The organism is Pseudomonas sp. W2I6 (genome assembly GCF_030815935.1).
In the GTDB taxonomy this organism is placed as follows: domain Bacteria; phylum Pseudomonadota; class Gammaproteobacteria; order Pseudomonadales; family Pseudomonadaceae; genus Aquipseudomonas.
Genome location: NZ_JAUSXJ010000001.1, coordinates 4,079,024 through 4,099,536, shown reverse-complemented (window position 1 = coordinate 4,099,536; position 20,513 = coordinate 4,079,024). Strand labels below are relative to the sequence as shown.

Sequence of the window (20,513 nt, the reverse complement as noted above, 5' to 3'; positions counted from 1 at the left end):
TTCGGCGAATGTCGTCTTCACAGTATAACCAGATTGCTTGGGGTTATATGGTCAAGTGAAGAAGCGCATACGGTGGATGCCTTGGCAGTCAGAGGCGATGAAAGACGTGGTAGCCTGCGAAAAGCTTCGGGGAGTCGGCAAACAGACTTTGATCCGGAGATGTCTGAATGGGGGAACCCAGCCATCATAAGATGGTTACCTTACACTGAATACATAGGTGTATGGAGCGAACCAGGGGAACTGAAACATCTAAGTACCCTGAGGAAAAGAAATCAACCGAGATTCCCTTAGTAGTGGCGAGCGAACGGGGACTAGCCCTTAAGTGGCTTTGAGATTAGCGGAACGCTCTGGAAAGTGCGGCCATAGTGGGTGATAGCCCTGTACGCGAAAATCTCTTAGTCATGAAATCGAGTAGGACGGAGCACGAGAAACTTTGTCTGAATATGGGGGGACCATCCTCCAAGGCTAAATACTACTGACTGACCGATAGTGAACTAGTACCGTGAGGGAAAGGCGAAAAGAACCCCGGAGAGGGGAGTGAAATAGATCCTGAAACCGTATGCGTACAAGCAGTGGGAGCAGACTTTGTTCTGTGACTGCGTACCTTTTGTATAATGGGTCAGCGACTTATTTTCAGTGGCGAGCTTAACCGAATAGGGGAGGCGTAGCGAAAGCGAGTCTTAATAGGGCGTCTAGTCGCTGGGAATAGACCCGAAACCGGGCGATCTATCCATGGGCAGGTTGAAGGTTGGGTAACACTAACTGGAGGACCGAACCGACTACCGTTGAAAAGTTAGCGGATGACCTGTGGATCGGAGTGAAAGGCTAATCAAGCTCGGAGATAGCTGGTTCTCCTCGAAAGCTATTTAGGTAGCGCCTCATGTATCACTGTAGGGGGTAGAGCACTGTTTCGGCTAGGGGGTCATCCCGACTTACCAAACCGATGCAAACTCCGAATACCTACAAGTGCCGAGCATGGGAGACACACGGCGGGTGCTAACGTCCGTCGTGAAAAGGGAAACAACCCAGACCGTCAGCTAAGGTCCCAAAGTTATGGTTAAGTGGGAAACGATGTGGGAAGGCTTAGACAGCTAGGAGGTTGGCTTAGAAGCAGCCACCCTTTAAAGAAAGCGTAATAGCTCACTAGTCGAGTCGGCCTGCGCGGAAGATGTAACGGGGCTCAAACCATACACCGAAGCTACGGGTATCATCTTCGGATGATGCGGTAGAGGAGCGTTCTGTAAGCCTGTGAAGGTGAGTTGAGAAGCTTGCTGGAGGTATCAGAAGTGCGAATGCTGACATGAGTAACGATAATGGGTGTGAAAAACACCCACGCCGAAAGACCAAGGTTTCCTGCGCAACGTTAATCGACGCAGGGTTAGTCGGTCCCTAAGGCGAGGCTGAAAAGCGTAGTCGATGGAAAACAGGTTAATATTCCTGTACTTCTGGTTATTGCGATGGAGGGACGGAGAAGGCTAGGCCAGCTTGGCGTTGGTTGTCCAAGTTTAAGGTGGTAGGCTGGAATCTTAGGTAAATCCGGGATTCTAAGGCCGAGAGCTGATGACGAGTTATCTTTTAGATGACGAAGTGGTTGATGCCATGCTTCCAAGAAAAGCTTCTAAGCTTCAGGTAACCAGGAACCGTACCCCAAACCGACACAGGTGGTTGGGTAGAGAATACCAAGGCGCTTGAGAGAACTCGGGTGAAGGAACTAGGCAAAATGGCACCGTAACTTCGGGAGAAGGTGCGCCGGTGAGGGTGAAGGACTTGCTCCGTAAGCTCATGCCGGTCGAAGATACCAGGCCGCTGCGACTGTTTATTAAAAACACAGCACTCTGCAAACACGAAAGTGGACGTATAGGGTGTGACGCCTGCCCGGTGCCGGAAGGTTAATTGATGGGGTTAGCTAACGCGAAGCTCTTGATCGAAGCCCCGGTAAACGGCGGCCGTAACTATAACGGTCCTAAGGTAGCGAAATTCCTTGTCGGGTAAGTTCCGACCTGCACGAATGGCGTAACGATGGCGGCGCTGTCTCCACCCGAGACTCAGTGAAATTGAAATCGCTGTGAAGATGCAGTGTATCCGCGGCTAGACGGAAAGACCCCGTGAACCTTTACTATAGCTTTGCACTGGACTTTGAATTTGCTTGTGTAGGATAGGTGGGAGGCTTTGAAGCGTGGACGCCAGTTCGCGTGGAGCCAACCTTGAAATACCACCCTGGCAACTTTGAGGTTCTAACTCAGGTCCGTTATCCGGATCGAGGACAGTGTATGGTGGGTAGTTTGACTGGGGCGGTCTCCTCCTAAAGAGTAACGGAGGAGTACGAAGGTGCGCTCAGACCGGTCGGAAATCGGTCGTAGAGTATAAAGGCAAAAGCGCGCTTGACTGCGAGACAGACACGTCGAGCAGGTACGAAAGTAGGTCTTAGTGATCCGGTGGTTCTGTATGGAAGGGCCATCGCTCAACGGATAAAAGGTACTCCGGGGATAACAGGCTGATACCGCCCAAGAGTTCATATCGACGGCGGTGTTTGGCACCTCGATGTCGGCTCATCACATCCTGGGGCTGAAGCCGGTCCCAAGGGTATGGCTGTTCGCCATTTAAAGTGGTACGCGAGCTGGGTTTAGAACGTCGTGAGACAGTTCGGTCCCTATCTGCCGTGGACGTTTGAGATTTGAGAGGGGCTGCTCCTAGTACGAGAGGACCGGAGTGGACGAACCTCTGGTGTTCCGGTTGTCACGCCAGTGGCATTGCCGGGTAGCTATGTTCGGAATAGATAACCGCTGAAAGCATCTAAGCGGGAAACTAGCCTCAAGATGAGATCTCACTGGAACCTTGAGTTCCCTGAAGGGCCGTCGAAGACTACGACGTTGATAGGTTGGGTGTGTAAGCGCTGTGAGGCGTTGAGCTAACCAATACTAATTGCCCGTGAGGCTTGACCATATAACACCCAAGCAATTTGCGTCGAAGAGACCAGATTGCGGTGTGTGAAGACGAAACGAACCGAAAGTTCGAGATCTTGCAAAACACCGAAAGCTATCACATACCCAATTTGCTGAAGCGAGGCCAGCTGGCCACGACTCAGTACCCGAATTTCTTGACGACCATAGAGCATTGGAACCACCTGATCCCATCCCGAACTCAGCAGTGAAACGATGCATCGCCGATGGTAGTGTGGGGTTTCCCCATGTGAGAGTAGGTCATCGTCAAGATTAAATTCCAGAACCCCTGATTGCTTATGCAGTCAGGGGTTTTGTTTTGGGCGGTCGGAAAACGGGGAGAGAGCTGTTGGCCGTAAAAAAGATCCAGCCTGGTTAAAAGCCTTGCTCCCTGATCAACTCAATCAGTGCCCTTAACCCGGCCGGCACATGGCGCCTACCTGGGTAATAGAGGCGCAAGCAGTCAAAAGACGGCGTCCATTCCTCCAGTACGCGCACTAACGTCCCGTTCGCTAAATCGGCAGCGGCATTCCATTCCGTAAGATAGGTCAAGCCTAGTCCCGCCCTGGCAGCCTCAAGCATCAGAGTCGGATTATCCAGGGTCAAAACCCCTTGCACCTCGACAGCAAGCGCTTCGCCATGTCGCTCAAACTCCCAGTGATAGATCGCACCGCTGGGCATCCGGCTGCGAATACACTGATGGGCCCGCAGATCCATGGGACTGACGGGAACTGGGTTGAGAGCAAAATAGTCCGGGCTGCCCAATACCGAAAAACGCTGGGCCGGACTGATATCGACTGCGATCATGTCTTGAGGAACCGTATCCCCGAGCCGAATCCCTGCATCAAACCCCTGCGCGACGATATCCACCAGCCGCCCCTCAGTGACGATATCCAATTTCATCCGTGGATAACGTCGCAGGTACTCCAGCAGCAACGGCATCACCTGCTTTGCCGCCCCCGCCGAGGTATTCAGGCGCAAGGTACCGCTGGGTTCCGCGCTGCGATTTCCTGCCTGTTCCAAGGCCGTGCGAATGCTCAACAGTGCAGGGGTAATGGTTTCGACAAACTCCGCGCCCACTTCAGATAACGACACGCTGCGCGTGGTGCGATTGAACAGCCTCACCCCCATCCGCGCTTCAAGCCCCGCGATAGAGTGGCTCAACGCCGATGTCGACACATTCAACTCGGTCGCCGCTGCACGAAAACTGCGATGCCGAGCCACTGCCAGCACCGCTTCCAACTCATTCAGCCCGGATGTATTCATTGTCCTGAATCGCTCATCAACTCATGCCGATTTGTACGGCTTATCAGCTCAATCATAGTGACTTACCGTAGGACGCACTAGCTCAGCGTCCCGGAGGACCTATGCAATACATCAACCAGATTTACATCAACGGCGACTTTGTGACGCCCCATGGCGAAGAGCTTTTTGACCTGTTCAACCCTGCAACAGGCCAGCGTATCGGCCAGGTTCGATTGGCAAATGAACAAGACGCCCTGGATGCCATCGCTGCCGCCAAGCGAGCTTTTACCGAGTTCTCCCATAGCTCTAAAGATGTGCGCATCGACTATCTCAAACGCCTTCACGCCGCAGTTGAATCCATTGAAGACGCACTTACCGACGCGATTATCGAGGAGTACGGCGCCCCAATATCCCGTGCGCGGTGGATGGCCAGGCATGCAGCCAGCGTCCTGCAAGATGCCGCTTTAGTACTGGAGAGCTACAACTTCTCCCGACGCATTGGCATCGCCGAGGTGGTCATGCAGCCGCTGGGTGTGGCCGGCTTGATCACACCCTGGAACAGCAACGCCGGTTTTATCTGCGGCAAGCTCGCTGCAGCGTTGGCCGCCGGCTGTACCGCCGTGATCAAACCCAGTGAAATGAGCGCAATCCAGACCTCGCTAGTCACCCGCGCGCTTCATGAAGCTGGCTTGCCTCCCGGTGTATTCAACATCGTCACTGGCCGTGGCGAAACCGTAGGCGCCGTGTTGAGCGCCCATCCCGACATCGCAAAAGTGTCCTTCACCGGTTCAACCGCTGTCGGCAAAACAATCCTGCGGACCGGCGCCGAGACCCTGAAGCGCGTGACCCTAGAGCTGGGCGGCAAATCACCGGTGCTGATTCTCGATGATGCGGACCTCAAGACGGCCGTGCCCATGGCCCTTCAGGCCGGTTTCATGAACAGCGGCCAGGCCTGTATCGCCGGCACTCGAATCCTGGTACCCGAAAGTCGTTTGGAAGAAATCGAAGCGCTGATGATCGACGAGGTGGCCAACGTGCAAGCCGGCGACCCTCGTGACCCAGCTACTGCGGTCGGCCCCATGGTCAGCCAAAAACAGTGGGAGCGCGTACAGCGCTACATTCAGATCGGGATCGAGGAGGGCGCCCACCTATTGGCAGGAGGTCGCGGTTTGCCTGAGGGCATCAAAGCCGGGTGGTTCGTAAAACCAACCGTATTCAGCCGGGTGACCAACCAAATGGCCATCGCCCGCGAGGAGATTTTCGGCCCAGTGCTCTCGATCATTACCTACGCAACCGAGGAAGAGGCCCTGACCATCGCCAACGACACACCCTACGGCCTCCAGGCATACATCCTGTCTTCAGATCCCGAACGCGCCCGCAGGCTGGCCAGCCGTATAGACGCTGGCCGAGTGCTGATCAATACCCTGGCCCATGAACCTCTAGCGCCGTTTGGTGGCTTCAAGCAATCGGGTATCGGCCGCGAGTACGGCACATTCGGCCTCGAAGCCTTCCTGGAGCCCAAGTCGATCCTGAGCTGATCGTCAGCATAAAAACGCATGAATAAGGTCAACGGCTCAAACCAAAGTGCATGAACAGGCTCCATTAGCACACCGTTCAGGGAAATCGATGCAAAGTGTTTCTGCATTTTTGGTATGGTGCAGCACATTTTCACAAGGACTGATTTTTCCTCCGCAGGAAGCGGCGTCGACCTTATTCAACGAGATGCTGTAGAAATGCCTGAACCAATACCGATCAAGGATCACGAAAAAGAAAACCGCCTGGTCAACAAGCGGCTGCTGGCCTGCGCGCTGCTGGTAATCGGCATTACCTGCGCCCTGGTAGGTCGGATGTACTTCCTGCAGGTGGTGCAGTACGACTACCACTCCACCATTTCCGAAAACAATCGCGTCCACGTCCTGCCGATCACACCGACCCGCGGCCTGATCTATGACCGCAACGGCGTAGTACTTGCCGACAACCGTCCCAGCTACAACCTGACCATCACCCGCGAGCGCACCACCGATCTCAAAGGAGAGCTGGACGCTATCGTCAGCCTCCTGCATTTGCCCGCCGAGGATCGCGGCGTATTTGATAAGGCGCTCAAGCAAGCCCGTCATCCCTTCGTGCCCGTCACCCTGTTCTACGAGCTGACCGAAGAGCAGATCGCCGTGCTGGCCGTCAACGAATTCCGCCTGCCAGGCGTGGATGTCGAGCCGCAATTCGTCCGCCATTATCCGCTGGGTGCGCACTTTGCCCACTCCATTGGCTACGTAGGCCGGATCAACGAAAAAGAATCCAAAGCCCTCGACTCAGTGGAGTACCGGGGCACGCAGTCCATTGGTAAAACCGGGATCGAGCGTTTCTACGAGTCCGAGTTGCATGGCCACGTCGGCTATGAAGAAGTTGAAACCAACGCCCAGGGCCGCGTCCTGCGGGTGCTCAAGCACACCGACCCGATCCCCGGCAAAAACATCGTGCTGAGCCTGGACGTCAAACTCCAGGAAGCCGCCGAAGAAGCCCTCGGCGACCGCCGTGGTTCGGTGGTTGCTCTCGACCCGGCAACCGGCGAAGTGCTGGCGATGGTCAGCAAGCCAAGTTTCGACCCGAACCTGTTTGTCACCGGCATCAGCTTCAAGGAATACGCCGCGCTGCACGACTCCCTCGACCGTCCGCTGTTCAACCGCGTGCTGCGCGGGCTCTACGCGCCGGGTTCGACGATCAAGCCGGAAGTCGCCATCGCTGGCCTCGACAGCGGCGTGGTTACCGCCCAGACCCGGGTGTTCGACCCGGGCTATTACCAACTCCCGGATTTCGACCACAAATACCGCAACTGGAACCACAGCGGCGATGGTTGGGTGGACATGGACGCAGCGATCATGCGCTCCAACGACACCTACTTCTACGACCTGGCCCACAAGCTGGGTATCGACCGCCTGCACGACTACCTGGCCGAGTTCGGCCTTGGCCAGAAAGTCTCCCTCGACATGTTCGAAGAGTCAGCCGGCCTGATGCCGTCCCAAGCCTGGAAGCGCGCTACCCGGCGCCAGCCTTGGTTCCCGGGTGAAACCGTGATCCTCGGCATCGGCCAGGGTTACATGCAGGTCACCCCGTTGCAGCTGGCCCAGGCCACTGCGCTGATCGCCAACAAGGGCGTGTGGAACCGACCGCACTTGGCCAAGACCATCAATGGCGTGCCGCCGGTGGATGAAAACCCGATGCCCAACGTGGTGCTCAAAGACCCGCGCGACTGGGAGCAGGTCAACCACGGCATGCAATTGGTAATGCACGATCCACGCGGTATCGCCCGGGCGGCTGCAGCCGGTGCGCAGTACCGGATTGCTGGCAAGTCTGGTACTGCGCAGGTAGTGGCGATCAAGCAGGGCGAGCGTTACAACCGTCTCAAGACCCTGGAGCGCAACCGCGACAACGCCTTGTTCGTCGGCTTTGCCCCGGCGGAGCACCCGCGGATCGTGATTTCGGTGATGATCGAAAACGGCGAGGCCGGTGGCCGAGTGGCGGGGCCGGTGGTGCGCCAGATCATGGACGCCTGGCTGCTCGATCAGGAAGGCCACTTGAAGCCGCAATACGCGACCCCTGCCAAGGCGCCGGGTGATCCCCACGTCTAAAGCCACAAATACACACAGGTGATTGCCCTTACTCCTACATTCGTCTAAATTGCGATTCGTTCTCATTAGCGCTAATCGCCATCATGCCCGAATCGATCCGCCACGCTCACCAGCCTGTTGCCACGCTTTACGGTGCCCATCACCGCTGGCTGGTGGGTTGGTTGCGTTCGCGGCTGGGGTGTTCGCATCAGGCGGCTGACCTGGCACAGGACACCTTCATTCGCCTGCTATTGGCCGACCGGGCCAAACCTCTGGCCGCCGACCTGAAGGAGCCGCGGCACTTCCTGGTGACCATCGCCAGGCGCGTGATGATTGACAGCTACCGTCGCAAGGCCCTTGAGCAGGCTTATCTCCAGGCTTTGGCCGAACAGCCCTTGGCCTACGCCCTGTCACCCGAAGAGCGCCTGCTGATCATCGAAACCCTGCAGCGCCTCGATGCGATGCTCGACGGTCTCGGGCGCAAGGTGAAACGCGCGTTCCTGCTCTCTCAGTTGCAGGGCATGCCTTACAAGGAAATCGCTGAGCAGCTACAGGTCTCGGTCAGCTCGGTGACCAAATACATCGCCAAGGCCACCGAGCATTGCCTGCTTGAAGCGCTGGACCAATGACCCTTGACCCGCAACGCCAGGCGCTGAGTGCCGCGGCCCAATGGGTTGCACGCCTGGCGGAGGTGCCCGGTGATCGCCAGCTTCAGCAGGACTGGAACACGTGGCGCGAAGAATCCCCGTTGAACCAGTGGGCCTGGCAGCGTGTGGAGATGCTCCAGGGCCAACTCCAGTGCCTGCCGGGATCCCTGGCCGTCAATGTGCTGGACAAGGCCGCCGATCATTCCCGGCACCTGGGGCGACGCGGCTTGCTCAAGGGCCTGGTGATCGGTGCCGGGGTGAGCGCCATGGGCTGGACCGGCTATCGCCAGGCGCCGATATGGATGGCCGATCAGCGCACCACCACCGGCGAACGTCACACTGTCACCCTCGAGGATGGCACCCGGCTGTCGCTCAATACGGCCAGCGCCGTAGATGTGCGCTACGGCCCGGACCAGCGGCTGATGATCCTGCGCGCCGGTGAGATCCTGATCGAGACCGCCAAGGATGCACGCCCTTTCATGGTACGCAGCGCCCACGGCGAGATGCGCGCGCTGGGCACACGTTTCACCGTGCGCCAGTTCGACGGCTACACCGCCATGAGCGTCCTGCAACACGCCGTGGCCGTGCGCCCGGGTGATGAGCTGGCAGAGACGGTGATCACCACCGGCAACGCCGTGACCTTCGATACCAGCCGCCTGCTGACGCTGCGCGCCATTGAGCCCGGCGAGGGCGAATGGGCGGCGGGGCGCCTGGTGGTGGACAACTGGCGGCTGGATCGCCTGCTCGAAGAGTTGCAGCGCTATCGGCCAGGTTACCTGGGGTGTGCTGCCGAGGTCGGCCACCTGCGGGTCTCCGGCGCCTATTCCCTGGATGATCTGGACCTGACCCTCACCGCACTGACCCGTGCGCTACCGGTACGGCGCATCTCCCGCACCGATTACTGGACCCAAATTGTCGCCCGCGGATAAAAACGCAAAATATTTATCCGCCGCCGTTGTCGATTTGCCGCGCCTCGCTCGACTCCTCCTGCAATACCTCTTCATTTCTTTCGGTCACCAGGAGTCAGTAATGCGCGCAGGGCAAACTTCAGTCGCCAATCCACCGCTTCGATCATTTCGCAAAAAGCCCCTGCAGGTGGCGTTGTTCGGCGTGTCGTTGATGGTGCAATACAGCCTTCTGGGCCCGTTGCTGTCCCCAGGCTCCAGCGCTGTGGCGGCCAGCCCGCAAAAGACCTTCAGCATCGCGCCCGGCCCGTTGGGGTCGGTACTGAGCCGCTTTGCCAGTGACGCCGGCGTCGTCTTGTCTTTTGACTCGGGCCTGACTGCGGGCAAGCAGAGCCAGGGCCTCACCGGCACCTACAGTGTCGAGCAGGGTTTCGCGCGTTTGTTGGCGGGCAGCGCCCTGAGCGTGGCGGCCAATGGTGATGGCAGCTACGGCCTGATCCCGCAATCCAGCGGCGCCTTGACCCTGGGCGCCACCAGCATCAATGCCGAAGGGCTGAGCCTGACCACCGAAAACACCGGCTCCTACACCACCGGCGCCACCAGTACCGCGACCAAGCTACCGTTGTCGCTGCGGGAAACGCCGCAATCGGTCAGCGTCGTCACCCGCCAGTTGATGGACGACCAACACCTGTCGACCCTCAACGAAGTGCTGGCCTTCACCCCCGGCATCAGCAGCAACCACCGCGACAGCGAGCGTTACTCGTTCTATTCCCGGGGCTTTGAAATCCAGAATTTCCAGTACGACGGTATTCCGTCGCAGGTGGCCAACGAGTCCCAGCAATACACCGGCGCAATCTCCGACATGGCGATCTACGACCGCGTCGAAGTGGTGCGCGGCGCCACCGGGCTGATGAGCGGCGCCGGCACTCCATCGGCCACCATCAACCTGGTGCGCAAGCGCCCGACCAAGGACTTCCAGGCCTACGTTTCCGGCGAAGCCGGGGCGTGGGACCGTTACCGTTCCGAAGTCGATGTGTCCGGCCCGTTGACCGAAACCGGCAACGTGCGCGGACGTTTCGTCGCGGCTTATCAAAAACAGAATTCGTTCATCGACTGGTATAAGCAGGACAAGCGCGTGATGTATGGCGCCCTGGACATCGACCTGAACGAAAACACCACGCTGCGCACCAGCCTCGACTACCAGAACAACGACGCCAATGGCAGCACCTACGGCCATATCCCGCTGTTCTACAACAATGGCACCCAGACCCACTTCTCCCGCTCCTTCAACCCGGCCTCGCGCTCCAGCTACATGGACAACACCAGCTACACCTTCACGACGATGCTCGATCACAAGCTGGATGACGACTGGAGCCTCAAGACTGCCTACAGCCATCAGTATTCCTACCGCAAAGGACAGGGCGCGTCGGCCAGTGGCGGCTACCCGGACCCCGTGACAGGGCAGGGCGCGGGTGCCTTCATCTATCGCCTGGACAGCTACCAGACCCAGGACACCGTCGATGTGTATGCCACCGGCCCGTTCCAGCTGGGCGGGCGTGAGCATGAACTGGTGATGGGCGCCAGCAGTTCGCGCACGCACCTGAACTTCCCCGACTACAGCAGCGGTTCGGCCGATAACGACTACGGTCAGGTGGACAACATCTTCACCTGGGATGGCCGGCAGTACAGTCGCCGTTCGTACACCGAAGTCGGTGGCACCGTCACCACTTTGCAACAGACCGGCGTCTACGCCGCCCTGCGCTTGAAACCGATTGATCCGCTGACGATCATCCTGGGGACGCGGGTCAGTTGGTGGAACCAGGAGAACGCCGACCGGGACTACGCAGCAGGCACGAAAACCATCGATAAAACCAGGAAGACCGGCGTGGTCACGCCCTACGCCGGCGTCATCTATGACCTCAACGATACCTACTCGGTCTACGCCAGCTACACCAACATCTTCCTGCCGCAGACTTTCTACAAGACGTCTTCAAAGGGCTCCCTGGCGCCGCAGCAGGGCGACAACTACGAAATCGGTCTCAAGGGCGAATTCTTCAATGGCGCGCTGAACGCCAGCATTGCGCTGTTCGACATCGAGCAGAAGAACACTCCCGAGCAATCCGGCACCGACTCTTCAGGCGCAGCCGTCTACAAGGCCATCGCCGGCACCAGCACTCGTGGCGTCGAAACCGAAATCTCCGGTGAAGTGGGCGAAGGCTGGAACGTATTCGGCGGCTACACCTACCGCGAATCCCACGACAAGGACGGCGCACGCGTGCAGGCCAACCAGCCGATCAACCTGTTCAAACTTGGCACCTCATACCGCCTGCCCGGCAACCTCGACCGCCTGACCATCGGCGCCAACGTCACCTGGCAAAGCGAGATCTATGCGTCCTCCCAAATCAACTACGAAGGCCCGTACTACAAGGCCAAGCAGGACCCGTACGGTGTGGTCGGCCTGCTCGCCAGCTACCAGGTTGATGAACACCTGTCGGTGGGCCTGAACGTCAACAACCTGTTCGACCAGAAGTACTACGACGGCCTGGGCACGTTCAACTCCGGCTCCTACGGCGAACCGCGCAACGCGATGGTCAACGCCAAGTGGCAATTCTGACTCGCTGAAACCGGGAATGCGCAACCCCAGGGTTGCGCATTGGTCGATGTCGCCTACTGTCAATACAGGAGGTGTCTCATGCACGAATCAAATGAAATCAAACGTAAAGTCCTGCTCAACGCTCCACGCCAACGGGTCTGGGAAGCACTGACCGACGCCGAGCAATTCGGCAGCTGGTTTGGCATCGCCCTCAAGGGCAAACAGTTCGCCCAGGGCCGGGCCATTGAAGCCCCCATCACCTATCCCGGTTACGAGCACGTGGTGTGGAAGGCAAGGATCGAGCGGCTTGAACCACAGACGCGGTTCTCTTTCAGTTGGCATCCCTACGCGGTAGACGAGGGAGTTGATTACGACGCCGAAACCCCAACGCTGGTGGAGTTCACCCTCGAGGATCACGCCGAAGGCATCTTGTTGCGCGTGGTGGAGTCAGGTTTTGACGGGATCCCGGACGTTCGCCGCCAGAAGGCCTACAAGAAGAACTCCCGAGGCTGGGATGATCAGATGAACAACATCGAAGACTATCTGGCGAAATCCCATCAGCCGTGAGCTGATGGGGCGCCGCATTCATCAGCCTTCGTGGGCGGTGCTGATTTCCAGGGTATCGGTGTAGGTCACCAACACGCTTTGGCCAGCAGACAGCAGGGTTGCCAGGGCAATTGCCTGGCGAAGAGGGCGCAATACATTCATTGAGTGGACTTCCATGTGAGAGGAGCCTTGAGTCTAGTGGCGAGTTCGCGATTCGCAAATTCGCCACTGAGACGGAACGGCTACTTGATCACCACCGGATTCACCGGTGCGCCACTGCCCCCGACAATCTTCAGCGGGGCGGCGGTGTAGAGGAATTTCCACTGGCCGTCGTCCGCACAATCGGCGGCCAGTTCCTCCAGCAACACGATTTCGGTGAAGGCGATCCCCAGGTTGCGCATCAGCGCGCAATGCAGCGGAATCTGCACCCCGGACACCGGGTCGGTGATCACTTCGTTGGCGATGGTGTCGGTCACCAGGTTGGGGATTTCCATCTCGTGGAACCACTCCACCAGCTCCCGGCTGTACGTCAGCCCCGGCTCCATCAGGTCCTTGAAGAACTCGGTCTTGCCCAGCTCATAAAACGCCCCCATGGACCCGGTGCGGATGATCAGGATGTCACGTTTTTCAATGGTGACGCCCTGGGCCTTGGCGGCGTCGAGCAGGTCCAGGTGGTTGAAGGTTTCGCCCCGACCCAGGCACTTCTTGCCGCGATGGCGGGCCATGTCGATCAGCACCGCACGGCCCACCACGCCGCGTTCGGCAATCGCCAGCACGCTGGCCTTGGCCATGCCGCCAACGGTGGTCTGGGCGTCGTAGCCGTTCCACAGTTGATTGTCGTACCAGGCGTGGCCGAGGGCGTCGTACTGGGTCGAGCCTTGCAGCTGCATGAAGATCACGTCGTCGGAATACGCCGCACCACCGGTCATGTGCGGCTGTTTGCCGAAGTGGTAATGGCTGTGGTCGAGGGTATTGAAGCGCATCGACGGGTTGCGCGCCGGCCACATCGGGTCGCCGTCGGGGTGGCCGATCTGCACTTGCAGGGTAAAGGTCTTGCCCTGGCGCACCGAGGCCACGCCCCGCAGTACTTCGGCTTCAGTCAGGTAATTGAGGGCGCCGACTTCGTCGTCCGGGCCCCATTTACCCCAGTTCTTTGGCAGGCCTTCAAGCAATTCGCGGGTGTTCGGCTCGTTCTTATTATGAAGATCACACATAGCAATTCCGGTCCCTGTGAGAGTGAGTTACACGCAGCGCCCGCCATCGACTTCAAGGCAAGTGCCGGTGATGAACGCCGCTTCGTCCGACGCCAGGTACAGGCAGGCGTTGGCCACATCTTGCGGGGTGGAAAAGCGCCCCAGGGGAATGGTCGCCATGAATTTCTGGCGGTTTTCCGGGGTGTCCGGCACGCCCATGAATTCGCTGAGCAACGCCGTGGCACCCACCACCGGGTTCACGCAGTTGACGCGGATATTGTCCGGCCCCAGCTCCGCCGCCATGGTCTTGCTCATGACCACCACTGCGCCCTTGCTGCCGTTATACCAGACCAGTCCCGGACGCGGGCGGATCGCCGCCGTCGAGGCAATATTGACGAACACGCCGCCGCCCTGGCCGCGAAAATGCGGCACAAAATGCTTGGCGCTCAAGAAGATGCTTTTGACGTTGACCGCAAACACCCGGTCGAACTCGGCTTCGTCGACTTCCAGCATCGGCCGGTTGCGGTGGGTGGTACCGGCGTTGTTGATGACGATATCGAGGCCGCCGAACTGCTCCAAAGTGCCACGCAGCAGGGCGCCCATGCTTTCATCGTTGGCCACGTTGACCTCGATGAAATGCGCATGGCCGCCGCTTTCGGCGATTTCATTGACCACCCGCTGACCGCCGACGGCGTTCATGTCGGCGACGATGACCTTGGCGCCCTGGCGCGCGAAAGTCTTGGCGATGCCCTCGCCAAACCCCGAACCGGCGCCGGTGACGATCGCGACTTTATTGGCTAAACGCATGGTGTGTTCTCCGTTCTTGTTGTTGTGAGGAATCAACCGTGTTTGATCGCAATGGTCTTCAAGGTGGTAAAGCCCAGCAGCGCCTCGAAGCCTTTTTCCCGTCCATACCCGCTGGCCTTCACGCCGCCGAATGGCAATTCAACGCCGCCACCAGCGCCATAGTTATTGATGAACACCTGGCCACAACGCAGGGTGCGCGCCAGGCGCATTTGCCGCGCGCCATCGCGGGTCCACACGCCGGCCACCAGGCCGAACTCGGTGCCGTTGGCCAGGCGAATCGCTTCGGCTTCATCGTCGAAGGGCATCACGGCCAGCACCGGGCCGAACACTTCCTGTTGCGCCAGGCGACTGTCAGGCGGCACATCGCGAAACAGCACCGCCTCCTGGAAATACCCGCTGCTGCCGGCCTCGGCCACCACCGTTCCGCGTGCGGCGACGATGATCCCTTCCTGTTCGGCTTGACGAATAAACTCGCGCACCAGGCGCAGCTGCTTCTGATTGATCAGCGGGCCCATGTCCAGGTCCAGCGCCGAAGGCCCGGCGCGCAGTTCGCTGAAACGTTGGCTGAGGCGTGCGAGCAGGGTTTCGTAAATGCTGCGTTCCACCAGCAAACGGCTGCCGGCGGAGCAGGTTTGCCCGCAGTTCTGAATGATGGCGTTGACCAGCACCGGCAACGCTTCATCCAGGTCGGCATCGGCGAACACCAGTTGCGGCGACTTGCCGCCCAACTCCAGGGTGACCGGGCAGTGGCGTTCGGCAGCGGCTTTCGACACGGCAGTACCGGTGGCGGTGGAGCCGGTGAACGAAATGTGATCGATGCCCGGGTGTGCACACAACGCCGCGCCGGCTTCGTAGCCGTAACCGGTGACTACGTTGATCGCGCCGGCTGGAAAACCAACCTCGGCAGCGATTTCCGCCAGGCGCAGCAACGACAGGCTGGCATCTTCCGCCGGCTTGACCACGCACGCATTGCCCGCCGCCAACGAGGCGCCGACGCTGCGCCCGAAAATCTGCATCGGGTAATTCCACGGGATGATATGCCCGGTCACCCCGTGGGGTTCGCGCACCGTCAACACCGTGTAGCCGGCCTGGTACGGCAGGGTTTCGCCGTGCAGTTTGTCGGCGGCACCCGCGTAGTATTCGAAATAGCGGGCAAGGGCGGTGGCATCGGCGCGGGCGACTTTCAGCGCCTTGCCGGTGTCCCGCGCCTCGATCTGCGCCAGCTCTTCATGATGTTCCAGCACCGCCACGCCAAGCTTGGCCAGCAAACGGCTGCGCTCCACGGCAGACAACCGGCCCCACGGGCCGTCGAAGGTTTCGCCGAGTGCCAGGCGCGCCGCGCTGATCGCCGCCTCGATATCGGCGGCCGTGCCACGGGCGATGCTCGAATAGGTTTCGCCGGTGCTGGGGTCGATCACCGGAATGTCTTCCAGCGAGGTCGACGCCAGCCATTGGTTGGCGATGTAATGTGCGTTGGTCATGTTCAGCTCCTGTTCCCTGCGACGCATTCGGCGATGGCGCGACCCACTTCGACAGTGCTGGCGCTGCCGCCCATTTCCCGGGTGCGCGGGCCTTCGGCAAGCACCGTTTCGATGGCGGACACGATGGCTGCCGCCGCTTCCTGGTAAAGCGGATCACCGTCGCCCAGGTGCTCGATCATCAGCGCGGCCGACCAGATCTGCCCGATGGGATTGGCGACACCGAGCCCGGCAATATCAGGCGCGGAACCGTGCACCGGCTCGAACAGCGACGGGTAGCGCCGCTCCGGATTGAGGTTGGCCGACGGCGCAATGCCAATGGTGCCGGTGCACGCCGGGCCGAGGTCGGAAAGGATGTCGCCGAACAGGTTGGAGGCCACCACCACATCGAACCAGTCGGGATGCTGCACGAAGTGCGCGCACAGAATGTCGATGTGGAACTTGGCGGTCTTCACGTCCGGGTAGCGCCGGGCAACTTCGTTAACCCGCTCGTCCCAGAACGGCATGGTGATCGAGATACCATTGGATTTGGTCGCCGCCACCAGGTTTTTCCGCGGCCGCTGTTGCGCCAGTTTGAAGGCGTAGTCCACCACGCGGTCCACGCCTTCGCGGGAGAAGATCGACTCCTGCACTGCGATTTCCCGCGCCGTGCCTTCCCACATGCGGCCGCCAACGCTGGAGTATTCACCCTCGGTATTTTCCCGCACCACGATAAAGTCGATGTCCCCGGGCACGCGGCCGGCCAGCGGGCAGAGCACGCCGGGCATCAGGCGCACCGGGCGGATATTCACGTATTGATCGAACTGGCGGCGGATCTTCAGCAGCGACTCCCACACCGCAGTGTGGTCGGCAATGATGTCGGGCGCACCCACCGCGCCGAAGAAGATCGCGTCATGGCTGCCGACCTGTTCGGCCCAGTCGTCGGGCATCATCGTGCCGTGGGCCAGGTAGTGTTCGCTGCACCAGGCAAAGTGGTCGAAGTGAAAGTGAATACCGAAGCGCCGGCTGACAGCGTCCAGTACCCGCAGGCCTTCGGGCACCACTTCGCGGCCGATGCCGTCGCCTGGAATCACGGCGATGCGGTGGGTGGGGCGGGTGTGGGATTGGGACACGCCGTGTCTCCTGTCTTGTTTTTATAGGAAGGTCTGGCGGGGGCATTCTTGGCACAGCTGTGACAACAGGGGAATTGCTAATTGTGGAATCGGCCTTCGCAAAATTCGAAGGCCAAAGGTTTACGCAGGGTTGGCACTCAGGTAGTCGAACAGTGCCAGGCTCGTCAGCGACGGCTGTTCCTTGCGCATGCACAGGTACATCTGCCGGTCGGCCCAGCTGTCGTCGATTTCGATAAAGCGCAAGGCCATCTCTTTGCGGAAGATCTGCACCGCGCCCTGCGGCAACACGCCCACGCCCTGGCCGGCAGCGATCAAGCGGCACACTGCTTCGAAACTGCGCACCTGCACCCGCAGCCGCAACGGCATGCCGATCGCCGCGGCGGCTTCGGTAATCAACGGGGTGATGGCGGCGTTGTCTTCCAGGCCGACGAAGTCGTAGCCGAGCAAATCCTCGAAGCGCGCATGGCGCATTTTCAGTGGGTGGTCATTGGGCACGAGCAGGCACAGGCGGTCCTGGCAGTAGGGCTCGAACCGCAGCTCTTCGCTGGGGCGGGTGGTGACGATACCGACATCCGCCACGCCCTCGCGCACGGCCTGGAGGATCTCCCGGCTGCGCTCCTCGCGAATATCCAGGCGGATGCCCGGGTGCAAGGTGTTCCACTGGGTCAGTTGGCGCGGCAGTTCCTGGCTCATCGCCGAACTGTTGGCGTACAGGCAAACCCGGCCGGTGGCGCCCTTGGCGTAATCGGCGAGGTCGGCGTGCATGCCGTCCACGGCCCGCAGGATCGATTGTGCATGCTGGGCCAATACTTCCCCGGCTGCCGTCGGTGAAACGCCGGTGGAGGTGCGGGTCAGCAGGGCGACCTTGAAGTGCTGCTCCAGCAGCGACAGGCGTCGGCTGGCGGCAGAGAGGGAGAGATGGGATTGCTCGGCCGCCCGGGACAGGTTGCCCAGCTTGACCGCCTTGAGGAACAGCTCGATGGAAGTGAGGTCGGGGGACATGCCGGGGTCCTTGTGCGCAGTGGTTGGGAAACTACGCAGTTGGCGTTCGGCTGTCCAATGTCCGGCAAACAACCCGGGTGAAAGCAGATCTGCTTTCTGTAGGAGCTGGCTTGCCTGCGATAGCATCACCGGGGTGCATCTGATACACCGCGGTGCCCGCATCGCAGGCAAGCCAGCGCCCACATTGACAGGGGTTAGAAGTCGATACTGGCCGACAGCTTGGCCACGCGCGGGTCACCTTGGGTCAGGTAGCCGCCGAGTGCCGATTCCCAGTACTTGGTATTGGCGACGTTCTCCACAGTGGCGCCGAGGGTGACGTCACGCTGTTCCACCTTGAAGGTGTAGCGGGCGCCCACGTCGAAGCGGTTCCAGGCGGGCAGGCTGAGGTTGTTGGCCGCGTCGGCATATTGGCCGCCGGTGCGCAGCATCCGGCCGTTGACTGTCACGCCTTGCAGGCCTGGTACATCCCAGTCCACGCCGGCATTCAGTTGGAAGGTCGGTACGCCGATGGCGCGGTTGCCGTCGTTGGCGCCGTTCTGGGTGCCGTGGACTTCGGTGTGGATGATGGTTGCGCCGCCCAGCAGGCGCAGGCCGGCGATCGGTTCACCGAACACGTTGAGCTCCACGCCTTTGTTGACTTGCTCGCCCTGGCGAACATAGGTGGCGCTCAAGCCGTCGGCGCTGAGTTGTGAGTAACCGTCAGTTGGTTGCTCGATGCGATACACACCCAGGGTTGCGCCATAGGTACCCATGTCGAGCTTGACCCCGGCTTCGGTCTGTTTCGAGCGCGCCGGGGCATAGGCCTGGCCGGCGTTGGTAATGGGTGCGGTGCCGGCGTTCTGAGGTGCGGTCGGGCCCTGGGCCAAGCCTTCGATATGGTTGGCATAGAACGACACGTGGTCCCACGGCTTGAACACCAGGCCGTACACCGGTGTGGTGATCGACTTGTCGTAATCGGCGTTACGTGGGCCCGACCCGTAGGCATACCCTTGGACCACCAGTTCCTGGCGGCGCAACCCGGCGGTCACCAGCAAGCGATCATCCATAAAGCCCAGGGTGTCCGAGACCGCTGCACTGCGGGCGAAGGTCTTGGCGGTGATGCCCGGATCGTTCAGGTCGCCGCCGACGAAACTGCCCTTGACCGGTTCGGCAACGTCCACCGGGTTATAGATATTGCTGGCGTGGCCGTTGAGGTCGAAGTCATAGGCGTTGCGCGTCTGGGCCCAGATCCCGGTCAACCCGAAGTTCAGTTTGTGGCTGACAGCGCCGGTCTGGAACTTGCCATTCAAGCCCGCCATCAGGCTGGTGTTGTCTTCCTGGTGGGCGATGCGCGAGCCGCTGACGGTGGCATTGCCCAGGGTGTCATTCAACGTGACCGAGGAGTAACGGCCAATCTCGTTGGTGTGCTTGGCGCCGCCCGCGATGTAGGCGGTCCAGTTGTCATTCAGGTCGTACTCGGCGCGCAACATGCCGAAAGTGTCTTCCAGGCTGCTGGTGCCCCAGCTCGGCGCGTAGTTGGTGTCGGCCGAAGGCGCGTTGGGGATATGGGTCAGGTTCTGGCCGAGCAACACGGTGTTGCGCCCGCCATTGATCTGCTGTTTCGAGTAGACAAAGTCTCCCGACAAACGCAGCGCATCACCGCGATAGTCCAGGCCAACCGCAAACAGCTTCGAACGCTGGTTCTCGTCATCGATCCCGGTGTCGCCTTCGCGCTGGGAAATATTCACCCGTGCGCCAAAACGATTGTCCTCGCCAAAACGTTGCCCGATATCCAGGTGCTCGCCGACCCGGCCATCGCTGCTGATGTCGGTGCTGAAACGCCGCAACGGCACATCATCGGCGCGCTTGGGTTGCAGGTTCACGCCGCCGCCAATCCCGGAACCGCCGGGCGTCACGCCATTGATAAAGGCGTTGGGGCCCTTGAACACTTCAACCCGCTCCAGGGCGTCGGTGGACATGATCTGGCGCGGCAGGATGCCGTACAGACCGTTGAACGAAATGTCATCGCCGTTCAGCGGCAGGCCACGGATCACAAAGGCCTGGGCCTGGTTCGCGTACCCCGACGCCTGGCGCACGGACGAATCGTTGAGCAGCACATCGCCGACGTTCTCGGCCTGCTGGTCACGGATCAATTTTTCGGTATAGGAAGACATGCTGAAGGGCACGTCCATGATGTCCTGGTTGCCCAGCACCCCCAGTTGCCCGCCGCGGGCGACCTGGCCGCCGGCGTACACCGGGGGCAGGGCGTTGGGCGTGGCCGCGTCGGCGCTGATGGTGGTAGCGCCCAGTTCCAGAGCCTTGCCGTCCTGACTGTTGTTCGCATCCTGCGGGGTTTCTGGAGTGGCGGCGTGAGCGGCGAGGCTCAGGGAGCAGCAAAGGGCGAGCAGGGTAGGGCGAAACGGCACAGCCAAACGGGTGGAAGTGGGCATGGTCGATCCTGA

General features: G+C 60.1%; 13 protein-coding genes and 2 rRNA genes. 8 read left to right on the top strand and 7 right to left on the bottom strand.

The genetic code is table 11. The features are described 5' to 3' along the window. Positions 1-49 precede the first annotated feature (49 nt). Positions 50-2,943: ribosomal RNA gene (locus tag QF039_RS18725) — 23S ribosomal RNA — on the top strand. 153 nt (positions 2,944-3,096) lie between these two features. Then, a 5S ribosomal RNA gene (gene rrf, locus QF039_RS18720) occupies positions 3,097-3,212 on the top strand. 102 nt (positions 3,213-3,314) lie between these two features. Here rrf and QF039_RS18715 read toward each other — a convergent pair. Then, complete coding sequence (locus QF039_RS18715; RefSeq protein ID WP_087695321.1) at positions 3,315-4,205, bottom strand: LysR family transcriptional regulator; 891 nt, start codon at positions 4,203-4,205, stop codon at positions 3,315-3,317. 101 nt (positions 4,206-4,306) lie between these two features. Here QF039_RS18715 and QF039_RS18710 point away from each other — a divergent pair, with 101 nt between their 5' ends. The 6 genes from QF039_RS18710 to QF039_RS18685 all read left to right on the top strand — a co-directional run bounded on the left by QF039_RS18710 (position 4,307) and on the right by QF039_RS18685 (position 12,501). Beyond that, positions 4,307-5,722, top strand: a complete 1,416-nt coding sequence (locus QF039_RS18710; RefSeq protein WP_307520020.1) for an aldehyde dehydrogenase family protein — start codon at positions 4,307-4,309, stop codon at positions 5,720-5,722. A gap of 195 nt (positions 5,723-5,917) precedes the next feature. Beyond that, a complete protein-coding gene (gene mrdA / locus QF039_RS18705) occupies positions 5,918-7,810 on the top strand; it encodes a penicillin-binding protein 2 (protein ID WP_003208249.1) in 1,893 nt (630 codons plus the stop codon). Between the two features lie 83 nt (positions 7,811-7,893). Further along, complete coding sequence (locus QF039_RS18700; RefSeq protein WP_307520017.1) at positions 7,894-8,418, top strand: sigma-70 family RNA polymerase sigma factor; 525 nt, start codon at positions 7,894-7,896, stop codon at positions 8,416-8,418. Further along, positions 8,415-9,365, top strand: a complete 951-nt coding sequence (locus tag QF039_RS18695; protein WP_307520015.1) for a FecR domain-containing protein — start codon at positions 8,415-8,417, stop codon at positions 9,363-9,365. Before QF039_RS18700 ends, QF039_RS18695 begins: the two co-directional genes overlap by 4 nt. Before the next feature lie 100 nt (positions 9,366-9,465). After that, the gene (locus tag QF039_RS18690) at positions 9,466-11,955 is read left to right on the top strand and encodes a TonB-dependent receptor (protein WP_307520013.1); all 2,490 of its coding nucleotides are present in this window, start codon (positions 9,466-9,468) and stop codon (positions 11,953-11,955) included. Between the two features lie 78 nt (positions 11,956-12,033). Beyond that, on the top strand, positions 12,034-12,501 hold the full coding sequence (locus QF039_RS18685) for an SRPBCC family protein (RefSeq protein WP_134327048.1): 468 nt from the start codon (positions 12,034-12,036) through the stop codon (positions 12,499-12,501). Positions 12,502-12,722: 221 nt separating this feature from the next. Here QF039_RS18685 and QF039_RS18680 read toward each other — a convergent pair whose 3' ends face one another. The 6 genes from QF039_RS18680 to QF039_RS18655 form a co-directional block, all read right to left on the bottom strand. Further along, entirely contained in the window at positions 12,723-13,694 is a 972-nt protein-coding gene (locus QF039_RS18680) for a cyclase family protein (protein ID WP_087695324.1), read from the bottom strand. A gap of 27 nt (positions 13,695-13,721) precedes the next feature. Then, positions 13,722-14,480, bottom strand: coding sequence for an SDR family oxidoreductase (locus tag QF039_RS18675; RefSeq protein WP_008434578.1), 759 nt, complete (start codon positions 14,478-14,480; stop codon positions 13,722-13,724). 32 nt (positions 14,481-14,512) lie between these two features. Continuing rightward, the gene (locus QF039_RS18670) at positions 14,513-15,961 is read right to left on the bottom strand and encodes an aldehyde dehydrogenase family protein (RefSeq protein WP_003208241.1); all 1,449 of its coding nucleotides are present in this window, start codon (positions 15,959-15,961) and stop codon (positions 14,513-14,515) included. 2 nt (positions 15,962-15,963) lie between these two features. Beyond that, positions 15,964-17,070 (bottom strand): tartrate dehydrogenase, encoded by a 1,107-nt coding sequence (locus QF039_RS18665; protein ID WP_307520007.1) that lies wholly within the window; start codon positions 17,068-17,070, stop codon positions 15,964-15,966. Between the two features lie 120 nt (positions 17,071-17,190). Then, positions 17,191-18,072 (bottom strand): LysR family transcriptional regulator, encoded by an 882-nt coding sequence (locus QF039_RS18660; RefSeq protein WP_003208237.1) that lies wholly within the window; start codon positions 18,070-18,072, stop codon positions 17,191-17,193. Positions 18,073-18,266: 194 nt separating this feature from the next. Continuing rightward, positions 18,267-20,501 (bottom strand): TonB-dependent siderophore receptor, encoded by a 2,235-nt coding sequence (locus QF039_RS18655; protein ID WP_307520003.1) that lies wholly within the window; start codon positions 20,499-20,501, stop codon positions 18,267-18,269. Positions 20,502-20,513: the final 12 nt, after the last annotated feature.

Bases quoted from the DNA above. Each gene is read 5' to 3' on its own strand.
- QF039_RS18675 (WP_008434578.1), bottom strand. From the start codon at position 14,480: ATGCGTTTAGCCAATAAAGTCGCGATCGTCACCGGCGCCGGTTCGGGG.
- QF039_RS18660 (WP_003208237.1), bottom strand. From the start codon at position 18,072: ATGTCCCCCGACCTCACTTCCATCGAGCTGTTCCTCAAGGCGGTCAAG.
- QF039_RS18700 (WP_307520017.1), top strand. From the start codon at position 7,894: ATGCCCGAATCGATCCGCCACGCTCACCAGCCTGTTGCCACGCTTTAC.
- QF039_RS18715 (WP_087695321.1), bottom strand. From the start codon at position 4,205: ATGAATACATCCGGGCTGAATGAGTTGGAAGCGGTGCTGGCAGTGGCT.
- QF039_RS18670 (WP_003208241.1), bottom strand. From the start codon at position 15,961: ATGACCAACGCACATTACATCGCCAACCAATGGCTGGCGTCGACCTCG.
- QF039_RS18685 (WP_134327048.1), top strand. From the start codon at position 12,034: ATGCACGAATCAAATGAAATCAAACGTAAAGTCCTGCTCAACGCTCCA.
- QF039_RS18695 (WP_307520015.1), top strand. From the start codon at position 8,415: ATGACCCTTGACCCGCAACGCCAGGCGCTGAGTGCCGCGGCCCAATGG.
- QF039_RS18680 (WP_087695324.1), bottom strand. From the start codon at position 13,694: ATGTGTGATCTTCATAATAAGAACGAGCCGAACACCCGCGAATTGCTT.
- QF039_RS18690 (WP_307520013.1), top strand. From the start codon at position 9,466: ATGCGCGCAGGGCAAACTTCAGTCGCCAATCCACCGCTTCGATCATTT.
- mrdA (WP_003208249.1), top strand. From the start codon at position 5,918: ATGCCTGAACCAATACCGATCAAGGATCACGAAAAAGAAAACCGCCTG.
- QF039_RS18710 (WP_307520020.1), top strand. From the start codon at position 4,307: ATGCAATACATCAACCAGATTTACATCAACGGCGACTTTGTGACGCCC.
- QF039_RS18655 (WP_307520003.1), bottom strand. From the start codon at position 20,501: ATGCCCACTTCCACCCGTTTGGCTGTGCCGTTTCGCCCTACCCTGCTC.